This is a genomic window from Pedobacter sp. GW822-FHT03F06 (assembly GCF_058801365.1).
Window position 1 is genome coordinate 464,947 of the sequence record NZ_JBXANE010000002.1, and the last position, 26,654, is coordinate 491,600.

General features: G+C 39.3%; 17 protein-coding genes. 15 read left to right on the forward strand and 2 right to left on the reverse strand.

Going from position 1 to position 26,654, the window contains the following annotated elements:
* Nucleotides 1-2: 2 nt before the first annotated feature.
* On the forward strand, nucleotides 3-842 hold the full coding sequence (locus AC1RJ8_RS04610; RefSeq protein ID WP_492952728.1) for a PKD domain-containing protein: 840 nt from the start codon (nucleotides 3-5) through the stop codon (nucleotides 840-842).
* Nucleotides 843-1,052: 210 nt separating this feature from the next.
* A complete protein-coding gene (locus AC1RJ8_RS04615; protein ID WP_492952729.1) occupies nucleotides 1,053-3,527 on the forward strand; it encodes a glutaminase family protein in 2,475 nt (824 codons plus the stop codon).
* A 695-nt stretch (nucleotides 3,528-4,222) separates the two neighbouring features.
* Here the strand turns inward: AC1RJ8_RS04615 and dinB are convergent.
* The gene (gene dinB / locus AC1RJ8_RS04620; protein ID WP_492952730.1) at nucleotides 4,223-5,323 is read right to left on the reverse strand and encodes a DNA polymerase IV; all 1,101 of its coding nucleotides are present in this window, start codon (nucleotides 5,321-5,323) and stop codon (nucleotides 4,223-4,225) included.
* 65 nt (nucleotides 5,324-5,388) lie between these two features.
* On the opposite strand from dinB, the gene AC1RJ8_RS04625 reads away from it, so the two are divergent.
* On the forward strand, nucleotides 5,389-5,739 hold the full coding sequence (locus tag AC1RJ8_RS04625; protein ID WP_492952731.1) for a DUF6717 family protein: 351 nt from the start codon (nucleotides 5,389-5,391) through the stop codon (nucleotides 5,737-5,739).
* Between the two features lie 186 nt (nucleotides 5,740-5,925).
* Here the strand turns inward: AC1RJ8_RS04625 and AC1RJ8_RS04630 are convergent, their stop codons facing one another.
* Nucleotides 5,926-6,285 carry a response regulator gene (locus AC1RJ8_RS04630; protein ID WP_029278891.1) on the reverse strand — a complete coding sequence of 120 codons (360 nt, stop codon included), beginning with the start codon at nucleotides 6,283-6,285 and terminating at the stop codon, nucleotides 5,926-5,928.
* A 292-nt stretch (nucleotides 6,286-6,577) separates the two neighbouring features.
* Between AC1RJ8_RS04630 and AC1RJ8_RS04635 the strand changes: the two genes are divergently transcribed.
* The 12 genes from AC1RJ8_RS04635 (at nucleotide 6,578) to AC1RJ8_RS04690 (ending at nucleotide 26,600) form a co-directional block, all read left to right on the forward strand.
* Entirely contained in the window at nucleotides 6,578-7,591 is a 1,014-nt protein-coding gene (locus AC1RJ8_RS04635; RefSeq protein ID WP_492952732.1) for a LacI family DNA-binding transcriptional regulator, read from the forward strand.
* Between the two features lie 433 nt (nucleotides 7,592-8,024).
* A complete protein-coding gene (locus AC1RJ8_RS04640) occupies nucleotides 8,025-10,997 on the forward strand; it encodes a SusC/RagA family TonB-linked outer membrane protein (protein ID WP_492952733.1) in 2,973 nt (990 codons plus the stop codon).
* 14 nt (nucleotides 10,998-11,011) lie between these two features.
* On the forward strand, nucleotides 11,012-12,616 hold the full coding sequence (locus AC1RJ8_RS04645) for a RagB/SusD family nutrient uptake outer membrane protein (protein ID WP_492952734.1): 1,605 nt from the start codon (nucleotides 11,012-11,014) through the stop codon (nucleotides 12,614-12,616).
* Nucleotides 12,617-12,628: 12 nt separating this feature from the next.
* Nucleotides 12,629-13,627, forward strand: coding sequence for a SusE domain-containing protein (locus AC1RJ8_RS04650; protein WP_492952735.1), 999 nt, complete (start codon nucleotides 12,629-12,631; stop codon nucleotides 13,625-13,627).
* 73 nt (nucleotides 13,628-13,700) lie between these two features.
* Nucleotides 13,701-15,635 (forward strand): glycoside hydrolase family 13 protein, encoded by a 1,935-nt coding sequence (locus tag AC1RJ8_RS04655; RefSeq protein ID WP_492952736.1) that lies wholly within the window; start codon nucleotides 13,701-13,703, stop codon nucleotides 15,633-15,635.
* 41 nt (nucleotides 15,636-15,676) lie between these two features.
* The gene (pgmB, locus tag AC1RJ8_RS04660; RefSeq protein WP_492952737.1) at nucleotides 15,677-16,357 is read left to right on the forward strand and encodes a beta-phosphoglucomutase; all 681 of its coding nucleotides are present in this window, start codon (nucleotides 15,677-15,679) and stop codon (nucleotides 16,355-16,357) included.
* A gap of 100 nt (nucleotides 16,358-16,457) precedes the next feature.
* Nucleotides 16,458-18,776, forward strand: coding sequence for a glycoside hydrolase family 65 protein (locus AC1RJ8_RS04665; RefSeq protein ID WP_492952738.1), 2,319 nt, complete (start codon nucleotides 16,458-16,460; stop codon nucleotides 18,774-18,776).
* Nucleotides 18,777-18,982: 206 nt separating this feature from the next.
* Entirely contained in the window at nucleotides 18,983-20,665 is a 1,683-nt protein-coding gene (locus tag AC1RJ8_RS04670) for an alpha-amylase family protein (protein ID WP_492952739.1), read from the forward strand.
* Between the two features lie 128 nt (nucleotides 20,666-20,793).
* Nucleotides 20,794-22,170, forward strand: coding sequence for an MFS transporter (locus AC1RJ8_RS04675; protein WP_492952740.1), 1,377 nt, complete (start codon nucleotides 20,794-20,796; stop codon nucleotides 22,168-22,170).
* Between the two features lie 143 nt (nucleotides 22,171-22,313).
* Nucleotides 22,314-24,248, forward strand: coding sequence for an alpha-amylase family glycosyl hydrolase (locus AC1RJ8_RS04680; RefSeq protein ID WP_492952741.1), 1,935 nt, complete (start codon nucleotides 22,314-22,316; stop codon nucleotides 24,246-24,248).
* Nucleotides 24,249-24,393: 145 nt separating this feature from the next.
* Nucleotides 24,394-24,948, forward strand: coding sequence for an RNA polymerase sigma factor (locus tag AC1RJ8_RS04685; RefSeq protein WP_492952742.1), 555 nt, complete (start codon nucleotides 24,394-24,396; stop codon nucleotides 24,946-24,948).
* 584 nt (nucleotides 24,949-25,532) lie between these two features.
* Nucleotides 25,533-26,600, forward strand: a complete 1,068-nt coding sequence (locus AC1RJ8_RS04690) for a FecR family protein (RefSeq protein ID WP_492952743.1) — start codon at nucleotides 25,533-25,535, stop codon at nucleotides 26,598-26,600.
* Nucleotides 26,601-26,654 lie beyond the last annotated feature (54 nt).

A 26,654-nucleotide genomic window follows, 5' to 3' on the forward strand; every position in this document is an offset into this window, starting at 1 on the left:
ATATGAAAAGTAATATGAAAAGATTATTGGGTATATGCTCATTTTTACTGCTAATTGTGGTGTTAATGGTGAAATGTAAAAAAGACAAAGTCGTAGAGGTTGTTCCGGAAGTGGAAGAGCCAAAGCCTACAGCGGGTTTTACCTTTGTAAAACCCGATACATTAAAATTTTTAGAGTACCAGTTTACCGGAAACTCTACAAATTACAAAAGTTTATTGTGGCAGTTTGGCGATGATAGCACCTCGGTTGAGGTAAACCCGAAACATACTTACCGTTTCCCAGGCAAATACAAAGTAACCTTAACGACAAGAAATGGCCAGGGTTATACTGCAGCAAAAGAAGTAATGCTTAGTGTGGTCGATCCGACCATAAATTACTCCATTTGTGGCGAAAATTACATAAAAACCATTGGCGGTAAATATTCAGTTAACCTTGAAGCTGGTGCGGGTGCCGATTCCGGTGAAGGCTCCAAAAAATTGGTCGATCAGGATATTAATACGAAATTTCTACAAGCTGGTTTCGATGGTACGCAAAAATGTACCTTTGAGCTAAATACTCCAAAGGTAGTGGGCGCGTATACCTTAACATCGGGTAATGATGCGCCAGATCGCGATCCAAGATTTTGGATTTTGCAGGGCTCGTTAGATGGGATCCAATATACCGATTTGCATACGGTAACCGTTTGTCCTTGGGAGAACAATGATAGCAGCAGAAAACAGACTAAACTTTTTCACTTCGATAACTACATTGCCTACAAATTTTACCGCCTTTACATTAAATCGAACAGAGGAAGCCGTGTGTTTCAACTGGCCGAGTGGACAATCAACAAAAAACAGCCTTAGTTTAATATTAGTTTATGCACAATTTGAAAAATACATGGAGCTTAAAAACTTCATGTATTTTTTTGAGGATTGATTTTAAATGTCACTTAGACAATTAAAAAACCAGGTTCCTTTGCAAAAAGTAAATTATATTTTATACATTAGTAAAACGTTTAACTAGCGTTAAATCTAACCATAATATAAATTCAGATTTCAATACACACACAAATTATGAACAAAACGAACACTTTAAAGTTTTTAGGCATACTGGGCTGCATGTTTGTAGGCGGTTTGCTGAAAGCACAAGAGCGAAAGGCGCCAGCTTATCCTTTAATTACGCACAATACCTATTTTAGCATTTGGTCTAACACGGATAAGCTAAACGAATCTGCTACCCAACATTGGACGGGTGCCGATCATTCTCTTTTAGGAATGATTAATGTTGACGGAGGGATCTATCGGTTTTTAGGTAAAGAAACCACTACCTACAAAACGCTTGTGCCTGCTTCAGATGAAAAAGATTACGACGTAAAATATACAGAAACCGAACCTCAGGGCGATTGGAAAGCCGCAAATTACACCGCCAGTAATTGGCAAACAGGTAATGCACCAATAGGGGATGATGCCAAAAATGTGAAAACATTGTGGAAATCGCACGATATATGGGTAAGAAGAACCTTTAACATAGCTAATCCGGCGTCAATAAACGAACTGTTTTTAAAGATAAACCACGATGATAATATTGAGGTTTGCCTAAATGGGAAGAAAATTTATACCAAAGAAGGCTGGACCAATAATTTCCAATACATTGCGTTAAGCAACAGCGATAAAAGCGCATTAAAAGCCGGATCGAATGTAATTGCCATCCACCTGATTAATACTGCTGGTGGCCGTTTTCTAGATTTTGGCCTGGTAGACCGCTTAAAAGATAATGCCGAAAAAGTACAGCTAGCCAGGCAAAAAAGTGTTGATATTAATGCCACACAAACCATTTATAACTTTACCTGCGGCAAGATTGATTTAAAATTAACTTTTACCTCTCCCTTGTTAATGAACGATTTAGGTTTATTTGCACGTCCGGTTTCTTACGTTTCTTATCAGGTAAAAGCAAATGACGGTAAAACCCACCAGGTAAAAGTATACCTAAGTGTATCGTCAAACATTGCAGTTTATCGCCCTACGCAAGAAGTTACGGCAAGTAAATACAGCACGGCTAAATTATCGGTATTAAAAACGGGTACGGTAGAACAACCTGTTCTTCAAAAAGCGAGTGATGATATGCGGATCGATTGGGGTTACTTTTATGTGGCTGCACCAAAAACCAGCAATGCCATCCAGTTTGTAACGGCCGAAAAAGATGCTGCCGATGCTTTTAGAAAAGGCAATTCTGCTTCAACCGCCAAACAGGGTAAAATGCTCGCATTGAATACCATTATCCCTTTTGGACCGGTAGGTAAAGCTGCGGTAGAAAAATATGTTGAACTGGGTTATGATGAAATTTATGCTGTTCAATACTTCAATAAAAATTTAAGGCCATGGTGGAACACCTCAGGTAAAGAAACCATCGAGGCACAACTAACCGCTGCGGCTGATGAGTATAAAAACGTGATTCAGAAGTGCGAAGCTTTTAACAAAACTTTGTATGCCGATGCCTTAAAATCGGGTGGTAAAGAATATGCCGATTTATGTGTTTTAGGTTATCGACAGAGCATTGCTGCACATACTTTGGTAAAGAGCCCGCAAGGCGAAATTTTATGGTTATCTAAAGAAAACAACAGTGGTGGTTTTATCAATACGGTTGATGTAACTTACCCTTCAGCACCATTGTACCTGATTTATAATCCTGAACTGTTACAGGGCATGTTGAACGGTATTTTCTATTTCAGCGAAAGCGGAAAATATCCCCACCCTTGGGCAGCTCACGATCTGGGAACTTATCCATTAGCAAACGGACAGACTTATGGTGAGCCAATGCCGGTAGAAGAATCGGGTAACATGATTATTTTAACTGCAGCAATTGCCAAAGCACAGGGAAATGCCAATTATGCCAAAGCACATTGGAAAACCTTAACCACCTGGGTCGATTATTTAACTAAAGAAGGGTTAGATCCAAAAACGCAGTTATGTACCGATGATTTTGCCGGTCACCTGGCCCGTAATGCCAACTTATCGGTAAAAGCGATTGTAGGTATAGCCTGTTATGCCCAGATGGCACAAACATTGGGTTATGATGATATAGCCAAAAAATATCGTGCAATTGCTGAAAGCATGGTGCCAAAATGGATTGAAATGGCCGATGCCGGCGATCACTATGCTTTAACTTTTGATAATAAAAATACCTGGAGCCAGAAGTATAACCTGGTTTGGGATAAGGTGCTTAAGTTAAACCTGTTTCCGCAAAAGATATACGACACCGAAACTAAGTATTACCTGACTAAACAAAATAAATATGGTATTCCGTTGGATAGCAGAAAGGCCTACACTAAAAACGACTGGATTTTGTGGACCGCTACTTTTGCGCCAACACAAAGCGAATTTGAGGCTTTGGTGCACCCGGTTTACAAACATGCCATCGAAACAGAATCGAGAGTGCCTTTGAACGATTTTTACGATTCGAACACCGGTATCCGCGATAACTTTAAAGCCCGTAGTGTAGTGGGCGGTTTTTATATGAAAATGCTTGCCGATAAATTAGCCGGTAAATAAAATCTTAGCCCTCAAAATTAACAATTAAAGGCGCTGCAGTTATTGCAGCGCCTTTTTTATTCCCCTTGGTCTGTGTCCTCACAGACCAAATAGACAAGGTTAATATACTCAAACGGGGCAATATTAGTATTATTTATCCTATCGGTTGGTGTCTCACCGACCGATCTATGAGCAAAGAAAGATATTTAGCGTTTAATAGAATTAGGAAATGATTGGCCTGTGGTTCTAGGCAGGCTTCGGTCCCGCTCACGCTTTATCCCGATGAAACCTGTGAAACAAGCAAGCACACCATAAAAAGCAAAAAGACAGTGCTTAAAATCGGGATGTTCGCTCCATCAGATAGCTATCGGATCTGGTTTAGGCACAATGGTTTCTGCACCCAGCAACCCCGAAAATGAAATGCTGCTTTGGCCCAATAGCCCCGGTTGCAGCGTTACCCTGCAGCAACGAGGAACGAGGAAGCGAAGCGTATAAGCGTAAAACGGGGAGAAACTTATTGTTCTGTACAGGCCTTGCGCTTCAAAAGGAAATTGGTGTTTTAAAATTAGAAAGTGAATGGCTTGTGTTTCTTGGCGGTTTGTAGCCTCACCATTATCCTATCGGTTGGTGTCTCACCGACCGAAATAAATCATAGCGTTTGTTGTAAGATTGCTTCATCGGTTGAAAAGGCTTTCCCGAAATAATGATTTATTTTATCAAAACTCAAATTCCAGCTGGTTGCTTTCTGGCTTTTCGATTTCAACATCATCATAAAACCGCGATAAGGTAATACCCAACAACCTTACCTGGGTTAGGCCGATAGCGGCCTCCTCCAAAAGTTTAATCGCTTCAGCATAAATTACCTCGGCTTTGTTTATCGGTATAGCAAAAGAACGGCTGCGCGTAATGAGTTTAAAATCGGCAAACTTGATTTTTAGGGTTACCGTTTTTCCGCTGAGTTGATATTTTTCCAAACGTTTGGCCACGGTTTCACTGATCTGTTTTAGCAGATCGTGCATCACCGAATCTTCATTGGTATCTTCCGAAAGGGTATCTTCTGCACCAACTGATTTGGTTTCGCGATTCGACTGAACGGGACGTTCATCAATACCGCGAACAATTTTATAATAAAACCTTCCCGATTTCCCGAATTGGGCAACAAGCTGTGCTTCAGTTAATTTTTTTAAATCTGCACCTGTATTAATCTGCATGGCTTTCATTTTGGCACCGGTAACTTTGCCTACCCCAAAGAATTTTTCAACCGGGAGTTTTTCCATAAAAGCTTCAATCTTCGATGGGCCAATAAAAGTTAAACCATCCGGTTTGTTCATATCTGATGCTACTTTGGCTACAAATTTATTGATCGATACGCCTGCCGAAGCCGTTAAATTTAACTCGTTTTTAATGGCATTTTTAATGGATTGTGCAATGTCAATAGCCGATCCAATTCCGAGCTTGTCTTCCGTTACATCAAGGTAGGCTTCATCCAGCGAAAGGGGTTCTATAATATCGGTGTACCGGCTAAAAATTTCCCTAAGCGCTTTCGAAACAGCGGTATAGGCATCAAAACGAGGATATACGAAAATTGCTGTCGGGCAAAGCTGGTAAGCTTTACTGCTCGACATCGCCGAGCGGATTCCATATTGCCGTGCTTCGTAACTGGCTGTAGAAACCACACCGCGACTGTCGGGCTTACCGCCAACAACTAAGGGCTTCCCCCGGTATTCAGGAAAATCGCGCTGCTCTACAGATGCATAAAAAGCATCCATATCGATATGAATTATTTTTCTTAAAGCCAGTGGAGTTGAATCAGACATGCAATGATCTAAATTTCGTGATTTTTATCAGGATTATTGATCAAGTTTTTTTTTCTTTACAAAATATGGAGAGAGCAATTCGTTTTTATAAAAATGCAAAGCACGAATGGTATGCCGATATACCCGAATGGGGCGGTGATATAGCCGATTTGCAAATGGTAGAAGGTGCTGATGAACTATTAAACTGGATTGCTGCCGAAAATGAATGCAAATTATTGATGGCCGATGCACCTATTGAAAATGCCGAAATTTTAGATCTTGTTTATGTTCGGGAAGAGAATTTAGGGGGTGGTGGCGACTATCTGTTAGAAAAATTTAGAGGAGAATTTAAGAACCATAAACTTTGGCTTTGCCATGTAACGGAGTTTGTTTTTAAGCAATTGCCTGAACGGATTTATTTTAAGGAGATTAGTTAACCGAAAGTTGACCATTAAGATTCTATTATATAGACCTCCCTTACGTTCGTCATCCTGAACTTGTTTCAGGATCTATTTAACTGAAATTATTTTAATATTGATTTATCATTATTAATTAGCCAAGCGGGATCATCGTGCAAAAGACCCTGAAATAAATTCAGGGTGACGGTTCTGGGTAGTATCAATCTAATCCAACAATACCTCTACTTTATTCAGTAACGAATCCATCTCAAACGGTTTTTCCATAAAATCATTGGCCCCGGCATCGAGCGCAGATTGTCTGATGTCTCTACTGGCTGAGATCATTAAAATAGGAATTTCCTTAAATTGAGGATCGTTTTTAAGCTGTTTGCAGATATCCCTGCCATCGTGTCCACTCATCCAGATATCAAGCATAATCAGATCTGGCTTATTTTTTACCGCGTCTATTACTGCCCCACCATCGTATGTAAATTCAACATCATAACCCATCACCTCCAAAATCATCGTCACAGCATCAACAATTCCTTCATCATCATCGGCAATGAGTATTTTCTTATTTCCCATTTTGTAATTTTATTTCATATGGTTTTGTTTTGCAATTGGTATAATGAGATGATTAATCGCGTACAATTATTAAAGCGGTAAAGATGCTTTTTGTTTTAAAAAAAATGAATATTTATTTAAACAATTTTACCATTGGCCAATCAAAGGTTTTTGAGGCTGAATTTCATAAGCGGTTATCTGATGATATGAATTGAACACGAAATGTATAATTTTAAAGCTTATAAAATATTTCGGATATTTAAAGTTTATATTTACAGCGTTAATTCAAATTAATTGGGTTCAATGGCCAAAAATGGATAGTATTAATATTAAGAAGTTAGCAGAAGCTTTAAATTTATCTACTTCTACAATTTCGAGGGCTTTTAGGGATAATAGCGACATTAATGGGGCTACCAAAGCGCGTATATTAGCCAAAGCAAAAGAATTAAACTATCAGCCCAACCATTACGCCAGTAATTTAAGGGAGCAAAAAAGTAAAACCATTGCCGTTATTGTACCCGAACTGGCCAATAATTATTTCTCACAGGCCATTCACGGTATTGAACGCGTAGCAAGAGAAAATGGCTACCATATTTTGATTTACGTAACGGATGATGATTATAAAAAAGAAGTAACTTTTATCCGCCATTTGCACAATGGCAGGGCCGACGGCATTGTAATGTCGGTTTCTGGAGAAGCCAACGATCATAATTACCTCAATAAATTTGGCAGTAAGCGGCTGCCATTGGTGTTTTTCGATCGGATTTACGAAGATATTGATACCCCTAGGGTAATTACAAACGATTATAACAGCAGCTTTCTGGCAACTGAGCATTTGATAGAGCAGGGCTGCAGTAGAATTGCCTACCTGGTGGTAAATAAAAGTTTATCGATAGGTAAAACACGTATGCAGGGCTATCTTGATGCATTAGCCAAACACCAGATTCCTTTCGAAGAAAACCTGATTGTGGATTGCAGCAACAGTTACGAAGAAAACAGCATTATCATTAAACAGGCTTTAATACAGTTAAAACCCGATGGTGTGTTTACCTCGGTTGAACGTTTGGCTTTTGCCACCTACTATGCCTGTTACGATCTCAATATCAATATTCCTAAAGATTTAAAAGTGATCAGTTTCTCCAGCCTGGAAATTGCTCCTTTATTAAATCCCTCACTTACTACCATCACTCAACCTGCTACCGAAATAGGAGAGGAAGCGGCTAAATTATTGTTTACTATTTTAGATGGTCATGCCGATAAAAACCTGCCAAATGAGGTGGTCTTAGAGTCTAAAATTATCAAGCGGAATTCGACTGTAAACGGGTAAAAAATGGTCCAAAAAATGGCTTCGTTTTTAGCCTGAAATTTTCAAAAAAAATCTTCACTTAGTGTAAAATACGCAGAATTCTGGCCGATTTTCGGGAACGTTCCCGAAAGATGACTAAATTTTGATCTAATTTTTTCGGGAACGTTCCCGAAAAAAGCTTAAAAAATGACTTAGTGTAATAATTACACTTTAAATTGAAATTTAACATTTATAATTTATTGATTATCAAATAATTGAAAATTTAATAATTCTTTAATGAAGATTTTTAATGGTGGCGAAAAGCTAATTTTTACATTGATTTTCTTGTTGATATTTTGGCCCGAAATATATTTTTTAAATAAATTTTGAAATATCATTAACAGCTGTAAATTAGGCCTATGTGTAAATCACTATAATATTTAACCAAATTTTTATACTTAAACGAGCTTCAAATATGAGAGTATTTTACCTGTTAAAACAGGGGCTTTTGGTGCTGTTAGTTTTTTCAGCATTAATGGTAAAAGCACAAACCGGATCGGTATCTGGTAAAGTGCTTGATGAAACCGGACTGCCATTACCTGGCGCTTCTGTAGTTGTAAAAGGAACAACAAGAAGTACATCAACCGATGCCAATGGTAATTATAAACTAGCAGGTTTATCGAATGGTTCGATAACGTTATCTGCAAGTTTTATCGGTTACCAAACCCTTGATAAAGCCGTAAGCATTTCAGCAAATGCTACTGTTAATTTTCAATTGGCACCCGATGCACAAAAACTGAATGAAGTTGTGGTAATCGGTTATGGTACTGCAGAAAAGAAAAACCTAACTGGATCAATCACTACAGTAAATTCGAAAGATTTTCAAAAAGGAGCGATAACAACGCCCGAACAATTAATTCAGGGTAAGATAGCAGGGGTAAACATTATCTCCAATAGCGGTCAACCCGGAGTAGGTAGCCAAATCCGTATCCGTGGCGGGGCATCACTAAATGCCAGTAACGATCCATTGGTTGTAATTGATGGAGTGCCATTTAGCGGTAATACCATCGATAATGCGCCAAGCCCGTTATCGCTGATCAATCCGAATGATATAGAAACTTTTACCGTACTGAAAGATGCTAACGCAACGGCAATTTATGGTTCAAGAGCATCGAACGGGGTAATTTTAATTACCACTAAAAAAGGTGGTTCTGGTGCGCCTGTAATAAACTTTAGTACTAATAACGCTATTGCAACAGTTGCCAGAAAAGTAGATGTACTTTCTGCCGATCAGGTTCGCGCATATGTTAATGCAAACGGCAACGCTACACAAAAAGCTTTGCTGGGAACGGCAAATACAGACTGGCAGGATGCTATTTATCAGAATGCTTTTACTTCTGATAATAACCTGAGTATTGCAGGTTCATTTAAAGGTGTGCCTTACCGTGTTTCTGCAGGTTATTTAGATCAGGATGGTTTATTGATTACCGATAAATTAAAACGTGGAACAGGTTCAATTACCTTGTCGCCAAGATTGTTTAAAGATCATTTAAAGATCGATTTAAATTTAAAGGGATCGCTAACCGACTCACATTTTGCAAATGCTGGGGCAATTAATTCAGCTATTCAGTTCGACCCTACCCAGCCAATTAATGCTAACAATAAATACGGTAACTATTTCGAATGGACACAAGGTACGGGAAGTGCAATGGTTCCAAACCCGAATGCACCACGTAACCCGGTTGCATTAATTAGGTTACAGGATAATAACGGTAATGCCGCACGCAGTGTGGGTAATGCTAAATTCGATTACTCTTTCCACTTTTTACCCGAGTTACATGCAAACTTAAACCTTGGTTACGATGTATCTAAAGGTTATGGAAACATCACTGTGCCAACTTATGCGGCTCAGGCTGCAGCAACAAATGGCTCATTTTCGAGGGCTTTAAAAACAGAATCAGATAAGTTTTCTGAATTCTATTTAAACTATGCACATACGGTAGAAAGCATTAAAAGTAGATTTGATGTAACTGCCGGTTATGGTTATTACGATATCGCGACCACTGGTTATAACTTTACCAATTATACCGGTTTAGGTGCGCCAATCGTTACACCGGTTTTCCCATTTTCGGTAGAACGTAATAAAATGCTTTCTTATTACGGAAGATTTAACTATACACTTGCTGAAAAATATATCCTGTCGGCCACGATGCGTGCCGATGCTTCTTCAAAATTTGCGGAAAACAACCGTTGGGGATATTTCCCTTCAGTAGGTTTTACCTGGAGAATTATCGGAGAAAATTTCCTAAAGGATAGCAAAGTGCTTTCTGACCTGAAATTGAGATTAAGTTATGGCGAAACAGGTAATAAGGATGGTGGCGATATTGGTAACTACAATTACATCGCTAAATACTACGCCAACAGCAATACAGGTCAATATCAGATTGGTAATACTTTTTATAATTATTATGCCCCAGCGGGATACGATCCTGATTTGAGATGGGAAACCACCACCACTTATAATGCTGGTTTAGATTATGGGTTTTTAGGCGGCAGGTTATATGGTAGTATTGATGTGTATTATAAAAAAACCTCTGATTTATTAAGTAAGATTACCATTCCGGTAGGAACAAACTTTAGCAATGAATTAGTTACCAACGTAGGTAATATGGATGTTAAAGGTGCAGAAGTAAGCTTAAATTTTACAGCCATTAAAACTGAAAATACCACTTGGGACTTTGGTGTAAACGCTTCTTATAACAAAAGAAAGGTAACCAACTTAACCTTAAACCCGAACTCTGGATTTAAAATTGATGCCGGCGATATCTCAGGAGGAACCGGAATCCACTTAAAATACAATGCGGTTAATCAGATTCCTCAATCGTATTTTGTATACAAACAGGTTTATGATGCAAGCGGCAAACCACTTGAAGGTGTTTACCAGGATTTAAATGGTGATGGTGCCATTACTACTGATGATCAGTATTTCTATAAATCGCCAGATCCTCAATTTACTTTTGGTTTCAATACCTCGTTTACCTACAAAAAATGGAGTGTTAATACAGTTTTGAGAGCCAGTTTAGGTAATTACGTTTATGATAATGTGAGCTCGAACTTTGGCATAAAATCAAACCTGTTAAGTTCAGTAGGTATCCTTAATAATGCCGGTAGCGATATATTGAATACTGGTTTTACCAATACACAGTACCTGAGCGATTACTACATCAAGAATGCATCTTTTCTGAAAATGGATAATTTAGGTTTGGCCTATAATATTGGCAAACTATCTAAAGATGGAACGGCAACGATGAGAATTTCGGCAAACTGCCAAAATGTTTTCGTTGTAACGAAATACAAAGGTCTTGATCCAGAATTGGCTACAGGTATCGATTATAACCTGTATCCACGACCAAGAACATACACGCTAGGTTTAAACGTTGGTTTTTAATAGAAGAAAATAAAATGAAAAGCTCATTTAAAATAATATTGGCATCAGCGGTTTTAGTGCTATCATTAAACGCATGCAAAAAAGAAGCATTAAATCTAACACCAACCAATGATGTAACGGCGGATATTGCTTACGCTACGCCTGCAGGTTACAAACAACAGCTGGTTAGGTTATATGCAAATTATGGATTAACAAGTCCATCGGGCTCAGATAACAGTGATGTTGGGGGCTTAAACTCAGGTTTCGCAGATTTTTTAAGGTTGTTTTGGACCTCACAAGAATTGGTGACAGATGAGGCGGTATGTAATTGGGGCGATACAGGTATACCTGAATTAGACAATGCTACCTGGTCTACCGATAACCAGTTTTTAAGAGGTTTATACTCACGTAGTATCTCGCAGATTACCCTGGTTAACGATTATTTACGTCAAAGCACTGCCGATAAACTGGCTTCACGTAATATTACCGGCGCTGATGCAACTAATGTTGCGCGTTACCGTGCAGAGGCCCGTTTCTTACGTGCCTATCAGTATTGGGTATTGTTAGATGCATTTGGAAATCCGCCATTTGTAACTGAAGCTGACGAAATCGGAAAGGTTAACCCTAAACAGATTCAGCGTGCAGCATTGTTTACTTATGTAGAATCAGAGTTGAAAGCGATAGAAAGCGACCTTGCCGAACCTCGTGCCAATGAGTATGGCCGTGCAGATAAAGGCGCAGATTGGGCATTATTGGCCAGGTTATATTTAAATGCTCAGGTTTATACAGGTACTGCAAAATATACAGAAGCAATTACCTATTCGAGCAAAGTTATAGCAGCCAGTTATAGTTTAAATCCGAGTTATGCCAATCTATTTAAAGCCGATAACAATATTGGAAACACCGAAAATATATTGACCATTAACTATGATGGTGTTAACGGAACCAATTTTGGAGGTACCACTTTCTTGATCAACGCGGCAGTTTATGCATCGGCTGATGCTGCAGGTATGGTAGCGGGAGAGTATGGTATACCAAATGGTGGTTGGGCCGGTAACCGTACCCGTCAGAATTTACCAGCCTTATTTCCAAACACTACTGGATCAATTGATAAACGCGGTGTTTTTGTTGGGCCGAAAGCAACAATAGATGCCATTTCTGATCCTAATGATGGTTTAAAGGTGACCAAGTTTAGAAATGTAACATCAGGCGGTACAACTCCTGCATCATTAAACGGAACGTTCAGTTCTTTAGATTTTGCCCTTTTCCGCTTGGCAGAACAATATCTTATTTATGGAGAAGCTTTGGCAAGAGGCGGTTCGGGTGGTAATGTAACAGATGCTTTAACTTACGTAAATAGATTACGTCAAAGAGCTTATGGCAATACAAGCGGTAATGTTAGCGCAGCAGCTTTAACAACAGACTTTTATTTAGATGAGAGAGGTCGCGAGTTGTATTGGGAAGGTCACCGTCGTACCGATTTAATCCGTTATGGCAAATTTGCCGGAGCTACTTATTTATGGCCATTTAAAGGAGGCGTAAAGGCCGGCACGAGTTTACCTGCTTACCGAAATCTATATCCGATTCCAAATGCTGATTTAATCGCAAATCCGAATCTGGTTCAAAACACTGGTTATTAATCTTAATAGCATATGAAATCAATATTATTTAAATCCTTAGCGGTATGCTGTTTAGCCCTATCGCTTTGGTCTTGCAAAAAAGACGAAACGCAAACGGTTTCGAATGTAAGCCCTGCAGGTACACTTACCGCCTCAGCAACCAGCTTAAGCTTAGTACAGGCAAACGGAACAAAGCCTGCATTAACCTTGACATTTCCTGCACCCACTGTTACGGGTTACACAGTGCCGGTAACGTCAACCATTCAGTTTGATATTAAAGGAAAAAACTTTGCCTCACCTAAAGAGTATGTAATCAGTACAACTTCATATTCGCCGACGGTAAACGACTTTAATACTATGATGTTAGCCCTTGGTGCAACCATCGGTACACCAGCACAGGTAGAAGTGAGGTTGAAATCTGGCGCTGCAGCAAATGCCATGACCTATTCAAATGTAATTACTTTAAGCGCTACCCCTTATTTAGCATCAGCATGGATTTATGTGCCTGGTAATTATCAAGGCTGGAATCCTTCAACAGCTGATAGTTTGGTATCTTTAACCAGTAACGGCGTTTATACGGGAATCATCAAGTTTGACGGTAGTCCATTCAAAATTACTCCAGCAAAAAAATGGGATGTGGCTTATGGTGATGCAGGTGGCGGTACTATTAGTACTTCTGGTGGCGATATCAGTTCAATATCGGCAGAGTTTAAACTACTGACTGTTGATTTGAATAAGAAAACTTATACCATTGCAAAGGCAGATTATTGGTCTGTTATTGGTAATGCAATTCCTGGCAGCAACTGGGCGGTAGATACCGACTTAAAATTTATTAACGATGGAAAAGGTACCTGGCAAACTAAAATCGCTTTAACCGCCGGTGCTTTTAAATTCAGATTAAACCACGATTGGACAACCAGTATTGGCAACAATGGTGCTGATATCATGGTAGCAGAGGCCGGAACCTACACCCTAACCTTAACGGTTAATGCTGATGGTAAAACCGGATCGTACACCATGGTTAAAAATTAATCATTAACTAAACTATTCCTGTAGAGATCGTTTGATCTCTGCAGGATTTTTAAAATCATTAAAAAGTTTTAGCATGATAAAATCGCTTACCTCAGCTACCTTTTCTTACGTTATTCCTTCTCCTTTTAATGCTCAAACTAAAATCCACGCCAATGTGCCGGGATTAAAAAAAATATTCATTTTCCTGGTTGTACTGTTTAGCAGTATCAATCTCTTCGCTCAAAAGCTGGAGCGTGTAGAGCCCATGTTCTGGTACGCGGGGATGCATAATCCTAAATTACAGTTACTGGTACATGGCGAAAACATTGCCCATACCACAGTGGCCTTAACTTATCCAGGCGTTAAGCTGGTCAAAGTAAATAAGGTAGAAAACCCAAATTATCTATTTCTCGATTTAACAATTGCCGCTACCGTAAAATCGGGTAGTTTTCCAATCAATTTTTCTGTAAACGGCAAAAAAATATTCAGTTACACTTACGAATTAAAAAACCGCGATAAAAGCGTGGGTAGGATTCAAGGGGTAACCAACAAAGATTTTATTTACCTGCTCATGCCCGATCGTTTTTCGAACGGCGATAAAAGTAACGATGTGGTTCAGGGTTTAACCGAAACTGCATTAAACCGCGATAGTATGTACTACCGTCATGGTGGCGATATTCAGGGCGTAATTAATCACCTCGATTACCTGAATGATTTGGGTGTAACTACAGTTTGGATGACGCCAGAGGTAGAAAACGATATGCCACAGGCTTCTTACCATGGCTATGCGGTAACCGATCATTATAAAATAGATCCACGTTATGGAACAAATGCACTTTACAAAAAGTATGTAGAGATTGCCCATGCCAAAGGATTAAAAGTGATTAAAGATATTGTACACAACCACATTGGTACACAACATTGGTTTTATAAAGATTTACCGATGAAAAGCTGGTTAAACCAATGGCCAAAATACACGCAAACGAGTTACCGAGATCAGACCGTGATGGATGTACACGCCTCTGCGGCAGATCGCAAACAAATGTTAGATGGTTGGTTCGTACCTTCAATGCCCGATTTAAACCAGACTAATCCATATGTACAAAACTACCTGACCCAAAACCACATCTGGTGGATTGAATATGCGGGCATTGATGGTTTACGTTTGGATACTTACGGATATAACGACCCTGTTTATATGGCCGATTGGGCTGTAAAAGTCCAGGCGGAATTCCCGCATTTATCTGTTTTTGGCGAAACACTGGTAACTGCTGTGGCCAATCAGGCCTTTTTTACGGGTGGCAATACGGTTAACCGCGGTTTCGATACCCATTTGCAAGGAATTACAGATGCCACTTTAAAAGATGCGATTTACGAAGGAATAAATGGCAAAAACGGTTGGGTAGACGGAATTAACCGTTTATATGCCACCTTAGCGCACGATTTTCTCTATAAAAACCCAAATACCAACTGCATTTTTTTAGATAATCACGATATGAGCCGTTTCTATTCGATGGTTGGCGAAGATTTCGATAAATACAAAATGGGAATGAGCATTCTCTTAACCATGCGGGGTATTCCTGAAATGTATTATGGAACAGAAATTTTAATGAAAAATTTTTCCAATCCCGATGGACTGATCCGTTCTGATTTTCCAGGTGGATGGGAAGGTGATAAAAAAGACAAATTTATTGCCGATGGCCGTACGGGCAAAGAAAATGAAGCTTTCAATTTTGTTAAAACATTAGCCAATTTCCGTAAAAACAGCGCAGCATTACAAACCGGTAAATTGATGCAGTTTGTACCGCAAGATGATATTTATGTTTATTTCCGCTACAATGCAGAACCAAAAGGAACAGTAATGGTTATTGTAAATAATACAGAGAAAGAAAAAACATTAAATACCGATCGTTTTGCCGAAAGAACAACAGGAATTACTTCCGCTAAAAACGTAATTACCGGCGAAAACATCAGTTTTCAAAACATTAAAGTGCCCGCTAAAACAACGCTGGTACTGGAGCTAAATTAATTTATTGCCATTGACTTCAGTCGATGGCTAGTTATAAAAACATGCAAGAAAATACATCCAACATCTTCCATCCATCTTCCATCAAAGCTTGTCTATTCGATTTAGATGGCGTACTTGTAGATACAGCAGTTTACCATTACAAAGCTTGGAAACGTTTGGCCAATACCATGGGTTTCGATTTTACGGAAGAGCAGAACGAACAGTTAAAAGGCGTTAGCCGCGTAGAAAGTTTAAATAAGATTCTCGCCTGGGGTGGAGTAGATAAAACCGATGCCGAAAAAGAAGAACTCGCTAGTTTGAAAAACAGCTGGTATGTAGATATGATTACTAAAATGACACCTGCCGAGGTTTTGCCCGGAACGGTTGATTTCTTAACGGCGATTCACAAAGCCGGTTACAAATTGGCCTTGGGCTCGGCAAGTAAAAACTCTGGAATTATTTTAGAGAAAACAGACCTTGCCCATTTCTTCGATGAAATAGTTGATGGAAACATGGTCACCAAATCAAAACCAGATCCTGAAGTATTTTTAAAAGGAGCCGAACTCTTAGGCTTCGCACCTGATGAATGTGTGGTTTTTGAAGATGCTGTTGCTGGTGTAGAAGCGGCAAAAAGAGGCGGAATGAAAGCCATTGGTATCGGCGAAAAAAAAGTGCTTAGCCAGGCAGATGTGGTAGTAAGCGGATTAGACAAATTAACAGTTAAAGACCTAGAAGAATTGTAAAGGAGTAGCAAGTATTAAGTAGTAAGTATCCAGTAGTAAATTTATCTTGATACCCGATTCTAATTACTTGATACTAGTTACTCGCTACTTGATACTAAATATGAAAAATTACATTAAAGCAGATGAGTGGAATATTATCGAAGAAGGCTTTGATCCACATTTAAATAAAATTTCGGAAAGTATTTTCAGCTTGGGTAATGGCCGTATGGGCCAGCGGGCCAATTTTGAAGAAACTTATACGGGAGAAACGCTACTTGGAAATTACGTTGCCGGTGTTTATTATCCAGATAAAACCCGAGTGGGGTGGTGGAAAAACGGTTATCCGGAATATTTTGCAAAAGTATTAAACGCCGCAAACTGGGTAGGTATCGAAGTAAAACTAGATGATGAAATCCTTGATCTGGCAACCGCTGAGGTGAGTGATTTTAAACGTGTGCTAAACATGCATGCGGGATATCTGGAGCGTACTTTCACGGCAAAGTTAAAAAGCGGTAAAACCGTAAAAGTTAAATCAACCCGCTTTTGCAGCATAGCTGATGATGAAGTTGGCGCCATCCGATATAGCATTACGCCATTAAATTTTGATGGTAAATTAACATTAATGCCTTTTATTGATGGTGATGTTAAAAATCAGGATAGCAACTACGACGAAAAATTCTGGGATAAAATTGCAGATGAAATTTCGGGAACAGAAGCTTATATCAAACTAAGAACAAAGAAAACAGCATTTGAAGTTTGTACAGGGAGTAATATCGAACTGTATAAAAATGCGGAGAAATTAGACATTAATCCAGAGGCTGTCAGCAAAGAGAAATTTGTTGGACAAACTTTTTCTCTTGAGGTAAAAGCAAATGAAGAGATCACTTTGGTTAAAATCGCGGCAAATTTATCTTCAGAAAATTACCCGAAAGAATCACTTTTAAAAGAAACAAAATCGGTAATTTCCAAAGCATCTGCTAAAGGATTCGATACCTTGTTAACAGAACAAACCGAAGCCTGGGTAAGCAAGTGGGAAGAAAGCGACATTATTATCGAAGGTGATGTTTCGGCTCAACAGGCTATTCGTTTCAATATTTTTCAGCTTTTTCAAACCTATACCGGTAAGGATGACCGATTGAACATTGGTCCGAAAGGTTTTACGGGCGAAAAATATGGAGGCTCAACCTATTGGGATACTGAGGCTTATTGTGTTCCGTTTTATCTGGCAACTGCTCCGCAGGAAGTAAGTAAAAATCTGTTGGTGTATCGCCATAAACAATTGGGCAAAGCGATAGAAAACGCAGCAAAATTAGGCTTTAAAGACGGTGCAGCATTGTATCCAATGGTAACGATGAACGGCGAGGAATGCCACAACGAATGGGAAATCACCTTCGAAGAAATCCACCGTAATGGCGCTATTGCTTTTGCTATTTTCAATTATATCCGCTATACTGGCGATGAAAGCTATCTTTCTGATTTTGGTTTAGAAGTGTTGATCGGAATTGCCCGTTTCTGGAAACAACGCGTTAACTGGAGCAACGATAAACAGCAATATGTAATGCTTGGCGTAACCGGTCCAAACGAATATGAAAACAATGTAAACAACAACTGGTACACCAATATTTTGGCTACCTGGTGCATGAAATATGCAACCGAAGCTGCAGAAATCGTGAAAACACAACAGCCTGAAAAATACAACAGTCTGTTAAAAAGCTTAAATTTCGATCAAAAGGAATTTACCGACTGGGCAGATATTATCGAAAAGATGTATTATCCGCATGATGAAAAACTGGGTATTTTCTTACAACAGGATGGATATTTAGATAAAGAACAAACGTTGGTGAAAGATCTTCCTGCCAGCGAACGTCCAATTAATCAAAAATGGAGCTGGGACAGGATTTTACGCTCGTGTTTCATTAAACAGGCCGATGTTTTACAGGGATTGTATTTCTTTGAAGAAGATTACGATCTGGATACCTTGAAACGTAACTTCGATTTTTATGAGCCACGTACCGTACACGAAAGTTCATTGTCGCCTTGCGTACACAGTATTTTAGCGGCAAAATTAAATGATGAAGCACGTGCCTATGAATTTTATCTGCGTACTGCCCGTTTAGATCTTGATGATTATAACAACGATACCGAAGATGGTTTGCACATCACTTCGATGGCGGGCACATGGATGAGTGTGGTAGAAGGTTTTGCGGGCATGCGTGTGCGTGATGGCAAATTGCAGTTTAATCCTTTCTTGCCGGGCAAATGGAAATCTTTTTCATTTACCATCGGCTTTAGAGGAGCCACCTTAAAGATTAATATTACCGAGAACGGTATCAGTATCAAAAACAATGCAGCCATTGATTTGGAAATCGGTATCAGAAACCAGTTTTATAAATTGGCCGGAAATGCTGAAATTGAAGTAAATAACGCAGCGTTGGTATGAGAAAGGTAGAGGGTTTAAAGGTTGAAGGTAGCGGGTTTAAACCTCAATCCTCCATAATTAGAAGAAACTTTTTAGCCCTATTTTTGTCTCCCTTGGGAGTGTCTATTCCGATTTTACATCGGAAGGGCAGGGAGAGGACCTACATATTGTATGTTTTCTTTTTACTATTTTCATCATCATCCTTTGCACAAAAACAGCGTACAAAAATGAACGATAAGCAGATCGTTATTTATCAGTTATTGCCCCGCTTATTTGGGAATAAAAACAGCACAAATATTCCTTACGGTACCATCGAGCAAAATGGTTCAGGTAAGTTTAACGATATTACCGATAAAGCCTTAGACGGTATAAAAGAACTCAGCGTGAATTATGTTTGGTATACCGGTGTACTTGCCCATGCAAGTTTAACCGATTATGCTGCTTTCGGAATTAAACCCGATGATGCCGATGTGGTTAAGGGTAGAGCAGGCTCGCCTTATGCCATCCGCGATTATTATGATGTAGATCCCGATCTGGCTGTTGATGTTAAAAACAGGATGAAGGAGTTTGAAGCACTGGTGAAAAGAACACATGCAAAAAACTTAAAGGTGCTGATCGATTTTGTGCCCAATCACGTAGCCAGAAGTTACCACTCCTATGCAAAACCAAAAAATGTAATCGATTTTGGTGCTGAGGATGACGTAGCCAAAGCTTTTAGCGCCAGCAACGATTTTTATTATAATCCTGGTCAGCCCTTTGCAGTGCCAACTGGTGGAGCAAAGCACACACCAATTTCCGTTTTACAGGATGGTAAGTTTAATGAAAACCCTGCAAAAGCTACGGGTAACAATGTATTTTCTGCCAAACCTAAATATGACGACTGGTACGAAACCATTAAGCTGAATTACGGCATAGACTATCAGAACGGCGAAAAGCAATATTTCGATCCCATTCCGCCAGTTTGGCTAAAAATGCGCGATATTTTAACTTATTGGACAAATAAAGGGGTTGATGGTTTTAGATGTGATATGGCCGAAATGGTACCTATTGCTTTCTGGAACTGGGTAATTCCACAGGTTAAAAAAGTTAATCCTGATTTAATTTTTATCGGAGAAGCCTATAATCCAAAAGTTTACAAACAATATTTAGATGAAGGTAAATTCGATTACCTGTATGATAAAGTGGGTTTGTACGATGGACTTAAAAAACTGATCAGAAATGAACCAACTGCAGATGTAGCCGCGATTAAACACGTATGGCAGGTAGAGAGTGCTGGTTTTGGCAAACACATGTTGCGCTTTTTAGAAAACCATGATGAAGAACGCATTGCATCAGCAGGATTTGCAGGGAAAGCCGAACTCGCTTTACCTGCAATGGTTGTTTCGGCAACACTAGGTTCGGGGCCCGTAATGCTTTATTTCGGTCAGGAAGTTGGCGAACCCGGAAAAGGTCAGGAAGGATTTGGCGGCGACGACAACCGAACCACCATTTTCGATTATTGGGGTGTGCCAAACCACCAGAAATGGATGAATAACGGCGCTTTTGATGGTAAACAATTAAGTGAAAATGAGCAAAAATTACGGGTTTACTACCAGCAGTTGTTAAAAGTTACTTCAACAAGCGATGCGGTAATAAATGGTGAGATTTATGAGGTGCCCGTTACAGGGAATATGAATAAGCACATGTATGCTTTTATCCGTTACTCAGGCAAACAGCGTTTATTGGTAGTGGCCAATTTTGACCGGACAGAAACCTTAACCGCCAATATCGAAATCCCTGATCAGATTTTGAAAGTTAAACATTCATCTCCGGTTACAGATCTGTTAACAGACAGAAAATTAAATATTCCCGCAGGAACAAGTATACCTGTAACCCTTATGCCCGTTAGCGCACAGGTGATTGAATTTTAAGATAAAAAATGAATTAAAATTAACCGCAAAGAACGCGAAGATTCTCGCCAAGAACACAAAGTATAATCACATAGCTTTGCGCCCTTTCCACTTAGCGCCCTTTGCGGTTAAAAACTAAACCAAATACAATGAGCTTAAAAACAGTATTCGAGAACCCGAAATTAACACTTGTACAGATCATCAACATGAGCGTCGGTTTTTTTGGGATTCAGTTCGGTTGGGACTTACAGCGTGCAAACATGGGCCGTATTTACGAAAACCTGGGTGCCAATCCCGATCAGGTTCCGTTATTGTTTTTGGCCGCGCCTTTAACCGGCTTATTGGTGCAGCCGATTATTGGTTACCTGAGCGACCGTACCTGGCACCCAAAATGGGGCAGAAGAAGACCTTATTTTATGATTGGTGCTATTGTGAGTAGCATTGCCTTAATCTTTATGCCACATAGTAGTGTGCTGTGGATGGCCGCTGGTTTGCTTTGGATTCTGGATGTTTTTGGAAACATTGCAATGGAACCTTTCCGTGCTTTTGTTACCGATAAATTACCCGATAGTCAGGTGAACCGCGGTTTCATTATGCAGAGTATGATGATTGGTTTGGGTGGAAGTGTGGCTTCGGCTTTACCGTGGATTATGAACAACGTATTCCACTTAACCAATACGGCAGAACAGGGGAGTATTCCTGAAAACGTAAAATTCTCTTTTTATATCGGCGCTTTTTTCTTCTTTGCCGCTGTATTATGGACGGTGTTTACCACTAAAGAATACCCACCTCAGGATGTCGATTTTAAAGAAAAAGTAAAAGAAAGCAGTAAAGGTTTTGGCGGAGGTGCAAGGGAAATTTTTCATGCCTTAAGGAATATGCCAAAAAGAATGCAAATTGTTTCGTTGGTTCAGTTTTTTACCTGGCCAGGTTTGTTTCTAATGTGGTTTTATTATACCACGGCAGTAGCCGTGAATGTTTTTGGTGGAAAAGATGCTGCCGATCCGGTTTATGCGCATGGTGCAGATTTTGGAAGTTTAACCCTTGCTTATTACAGCGTTATTACTTTTCTTTTTGCTTTGGTGCTTCCAAAAATTGCCGATGCGCTGGGCCGTAAAACCACACACGCCCTTTGTTTAACCTGTGGAGCCATTGGTTTAATCAGCGTAGCCTGGGTGCACGATAAAAATATGCTGTATTTATGCATGACTGGTGTGGGTATTGCCTGGGCCAGTATACTTTCTATGCCCTATGCCATGCTGAGTGGTTCTTTGCCCAAAGATAAAATCGGGATCTACATGGGGATTTTTAACTTTTTTATTGTTTTGCCAGAGATTATGGCCTCACTAGGCTTTGGTTGGTTAATGCGCAATGTATTAAATAACGATAGGCTTTTAGCCGTTCAATTGGGTGGAGGTTTAATGATTCTCGCTGCTATAATCTGCTATGTATTTATCCGTGAACCTAAGAAAACGGATGAAGTTTTAACTGCTAAGCTTGGAGTAGAAGAAAATAGATCAGTATAGATATTCCATGGTCTGTGTTCCACAGACCATTTGATTGATGTCCGTGCTTTGTGTCCTCACAAACCATTAGCGGGGATTTCGGTCTGTGAAGGCACAGACCGAGGAGATAAACTGTGCCTGTAAATCATAATATCCCTAACCAAATGAAAAAAATAATGTACCGTCTTGGTTCGTGTCTGCACGAAATGAAAAAAGCAAAAAAGATTGTCTGCCTATCGCTATTAGTAATAACGCTTAATACCGCCTGTAAAAAAACATCAACAGATAGCGTTTTGGATCCTACGCCAACAAACCAAACAGCAGCTTTACCAACGGGGGCCAAAGATGGTGTGGTATTTATCAATAACGGAACATCGGCTATTGTAACACTTTATGCACCTGGGAAAAAAACAGTTTCGCTAATTGGCGAGTTTAACGATTGGTCTACCGCCACGCTAGCCATGAAAAATACACCAGATGGGAATTACTGGTGGGTTCAGGTAGATAATTTAAACCCCAATACAGAATATGCCTATCAGTTTTATGTAGATGAAAACTTAAAAGTTGCCGACCCTTATTGCGAGAAAATACTCGATCCGGATAATGACAAATACATTACTGCAGCAACGTATCCAAATTTAAAAGCTTATCCAACAGGTAAAACAACGGGCATCGTAAGTGTAATGCAGGCTAATCAGCCAACTTATACCTGGAAAAACACCAGTTTTTCGCGTCCGGCTAAAGATAACCTGGTCATTTACGAATTGCTCGTCCGCGATTTTACCACCGATCATAATTATGAATCAACATTGACCAAACTTGATTATTTAATTGGTTTGGGCATAAACGCAATTGAGTTGATGCCTGTAAACGAATTCGAAGGGAATTTAAGCTGGGGCTACAATCCATCGTTTTATTTTGCACCTGATAAATATTATGGAACTAAAACCGCGCTACAAAACTTTATTGATGAATGCCATGGACGTGGCATTGCTGTGATTATGGATATGGTGTTGAACCATTCTTTCGGTCAATCGCCCATGGTGCAATTATATTTCGATGGATCAAAACCAACAACAAATAGCCCATGGTTTAATGTTGATGCCAAACATCCATTTAATGTGGGTTATGATTTTAACCACGAAAGTTTGGCTACCAAAAAGTTCTCGAAAGATGTGATGAAATTTTGGATGCAGCAATATAAAATTGATGGTTTCCGTTTCGATCTGTCGAAAGGATTTACACAGAAAACCTCAACTGATGATGCACAGTTTAGGTTATATGATGCTGGCCGGATTGCCACCTGGAAAGATTATAATGCTTATATCAAGGCTATAGATCCTAATTTTTATGTGATTTTGGAGCACTTTGCCGAAGAATCAGAAGAAAAAGTGTTGGCTGATGATGGCATGATGCTTTGGAACAACCTGAACCACGACATGAACGAAGCCACTATGGGTTGGTTGGGTGGATCTAATTTTCAGTGGGGCTTTTATGCCAATCATGGTTTTGCCAGATCTGAGAATTTGGTTGGTTATGGCGAAAGTCACGATGAGGAAAGATTGAACTTTAAAAACATCAGCTATGGTAATGGTTCCGGTAATTATATGATTAAGGGAAATCTGGCTATAGCATTAAAAAGAGAAGAATTGGCAGCTGCATTTTTATTGAGTATCCCCGGGCCAAAAATGATCTGGCAGTTTGGAGAACTCGGGTACGATATCAGCATCGATTTTAATGGAAGAACGGGGGAAAAACCGATTAAATGGGATTATTATACCGATCCAAATCGTAAAGCCCTGTACGATGCTTATGCTAAATTGATCAGGCTGAAAAAGAACAATAGCATTTTTAATTCAACAAACTCAAGCTATAACCTTACTGGCGGAATAAAATACATCAAGTTAACCGAAGCTGCGAATACGGTTGTAGTGGTTGGGAATTTTGATGTAGTAAGCCAGACGGCCAATATCGATTTTGGTTCATCAGGAACTTGGGTGGATGCCGTTGGAAGCAGCATTAACCTCACATCAAATAGCTATAACAGAACTTTAGCGCCGGGAGAATATCACATTTTTAGCAAAACGGCTTTAAAATAATATTCAAACCTATCAGGTTTTCGAAACCTGATAGGTTTTTTTATTGATCAAAATCTACTTAGCCTCGGTTTGTATCGCCACAAACCGAAACTTAGTAATAATCTTGTTGTTTTTAGTTAATATTGTGATAACAACTAACAATTTAATGGAGAACAAATTAGCGCATCACTTATTATGGGAACGGTTACGGGTTGGCGATAAAGATGCGTTTTTTGACCTCTATTCGGCACTTTATTACCCGCTCGTAAATTTCGGGATCAGGGTTTGTGCCGATGCCGATACTTCAAGCGAAGCTACCGATCTTGTTTTTACCACCATTTGGGAGAAACACGAAAATCTAACCCGTGTTGATAATGTTGAAGCCTATCTGCGTACCTTCCTTAAACGAAAACTGCTCAGGATCTTAGAGAGAAAGCGCAAAATTAACGATGCGCTTTTTAATGCGGGGGCCGATGGCGATTGGATGGAAATGAGTTACGAAGAGTTTATTGTTAAGGTACAAAGCGACGAACTGGTGCAACATCAGCTCAAAAATGCTTTAGAAAAACTAACCTTCCGTCAAAAACAGCTTATCCATTTAAAATTTTTTGATGGATTAAGCTACGAGCAGATTGCCGAGCAAAGCAATCAGACCATTAAAACAGCCTATAACACCATTTACGATGCGCTTAAAATCCTAAGGAAAGAGTTTAATGCGTAAATCTCCGCATTTCGTCATCTCGACTGTAGTGGAGAGATCTATGGATGAGTGGCCAATTGAATCTGATCCAGATAGGCGAACATGTTCTTATTCTGAAAACGAACATTCCTGTCTCCGTAGGTACTGTAGTCCCGTTATGCACTCCAATCTTTTTATTGCAGATAAACGTTATAGTTAAATCCTTTTTAAGCAATAAAAAGGATTTTCGTTACTACCGGGTTTAGGAATAGAAGGCCTTGTGCTCTCAATACCGGTTCTGCCCCCTGCAACCCCAAATAGTAAAACAGACTGCGCCACCTAAACCTGATAGAAGCGGGCATTGAACGCAGTGAGATAAAGCGGATAGCAGGACTATCACTCCCCATTGCTTCTGCAATTGCTTTCCCCCAAAAAACTTGCAATTATTTAAGTAATAAAAACATCTGCCCTACCCTTTAGAACCTTTGAAAATACTATTCCTGCAAATTAAATTTCTTCGTTGTATTCTCATTCAGCGCATATATTCGGTCGTGTTAAAAAAAAGTTAAAATTTCCTTAGGAAAAAATAAAGCTTTTGGGCACTGATATATAAAAGGCAAATTAGAATGGTTGATAGAAGTAAGTTCAATGCAGAAGATTTTCTTGTCGATAGTACCTTTCAGCAGTATTGCGCTGGAACCGATAAGCTTTGCATTGGATATTGGGAGAAGTACATTAATGCCCACCCCGAGCAGGCTGCAGTAATTGCAGAAGCAAAAAAACTTTATGTGATATTGAGCGGGAATAAACGCCCATTAAATAAACAGACAGAAAGTTTGATGGAAACGATGTTTCCGGAAGAAAAAGTAGTTAAACTGAACCGTTATTTATGGCTTAAAATAGCAGCAGCATTAGTTTTAGTGCTTTGCTCAGTATTGGTTTATAACACATACTTTAAGTACAACAATACAAAAAATGCTGTAGCGGAGGTTTATACTTTTACTACAAAAAGTGGTGAACGTAAAAAAATTAAACTTCAGGATGGAACATCAGTGCTGTTAAACGCAAAAAGTTCTTTATCTGTAACCAAAGGTTTTAACGATCAATTCAGGGAGGTTACCCTAACAGGTGAGGCTTTTTTTGATGTGGCTCACGATAAAAGTAGGCCTTTTAAAGTGCATACAGCCGATTTTAACATCAATGTACTGGGTACTGCTTTTAATGTGAAAGCGTATCCTGATGAAACAACTTCAGAAGCAACATTAATCCGCGGCTTAATTACCATGGAAGCCGTAAATGGAAATGGCGGAACCATTACTTTAAAACCAAGTCAGAAAGTTACTTTTTACAAGACTGCTGCTCCGCAACAAAAAAGCAAGTTGCTTAAACCTACTGCCTTGCAGCCCGAAATTACCATTAACCATTACACAAAGATTAAAGACAGCACCATTGTAGAAACTGCCTGGACGCAGAACAGGATCGAAATTTACGATCAGGATTTTGATGAGATTAGGAATGTTTTAGAAAAGTGGTATAACGTAGAAATCAAATTTACAGATCCTTCAATAGAAAAATACCGCTTTACAGCAACCATAACAAACGAAAGTATTGAAGAAGTTTTACACGCTTTAAAAGCAACGGAAAATAATTTTAAATATGAGATAAAAGGAAAACAGGTAACCATCTCGAAATAGAAAGAAAAAAGGACGGTGTTGGAGCACCGCCCTTAGCAATTTCTCTTTTGATTA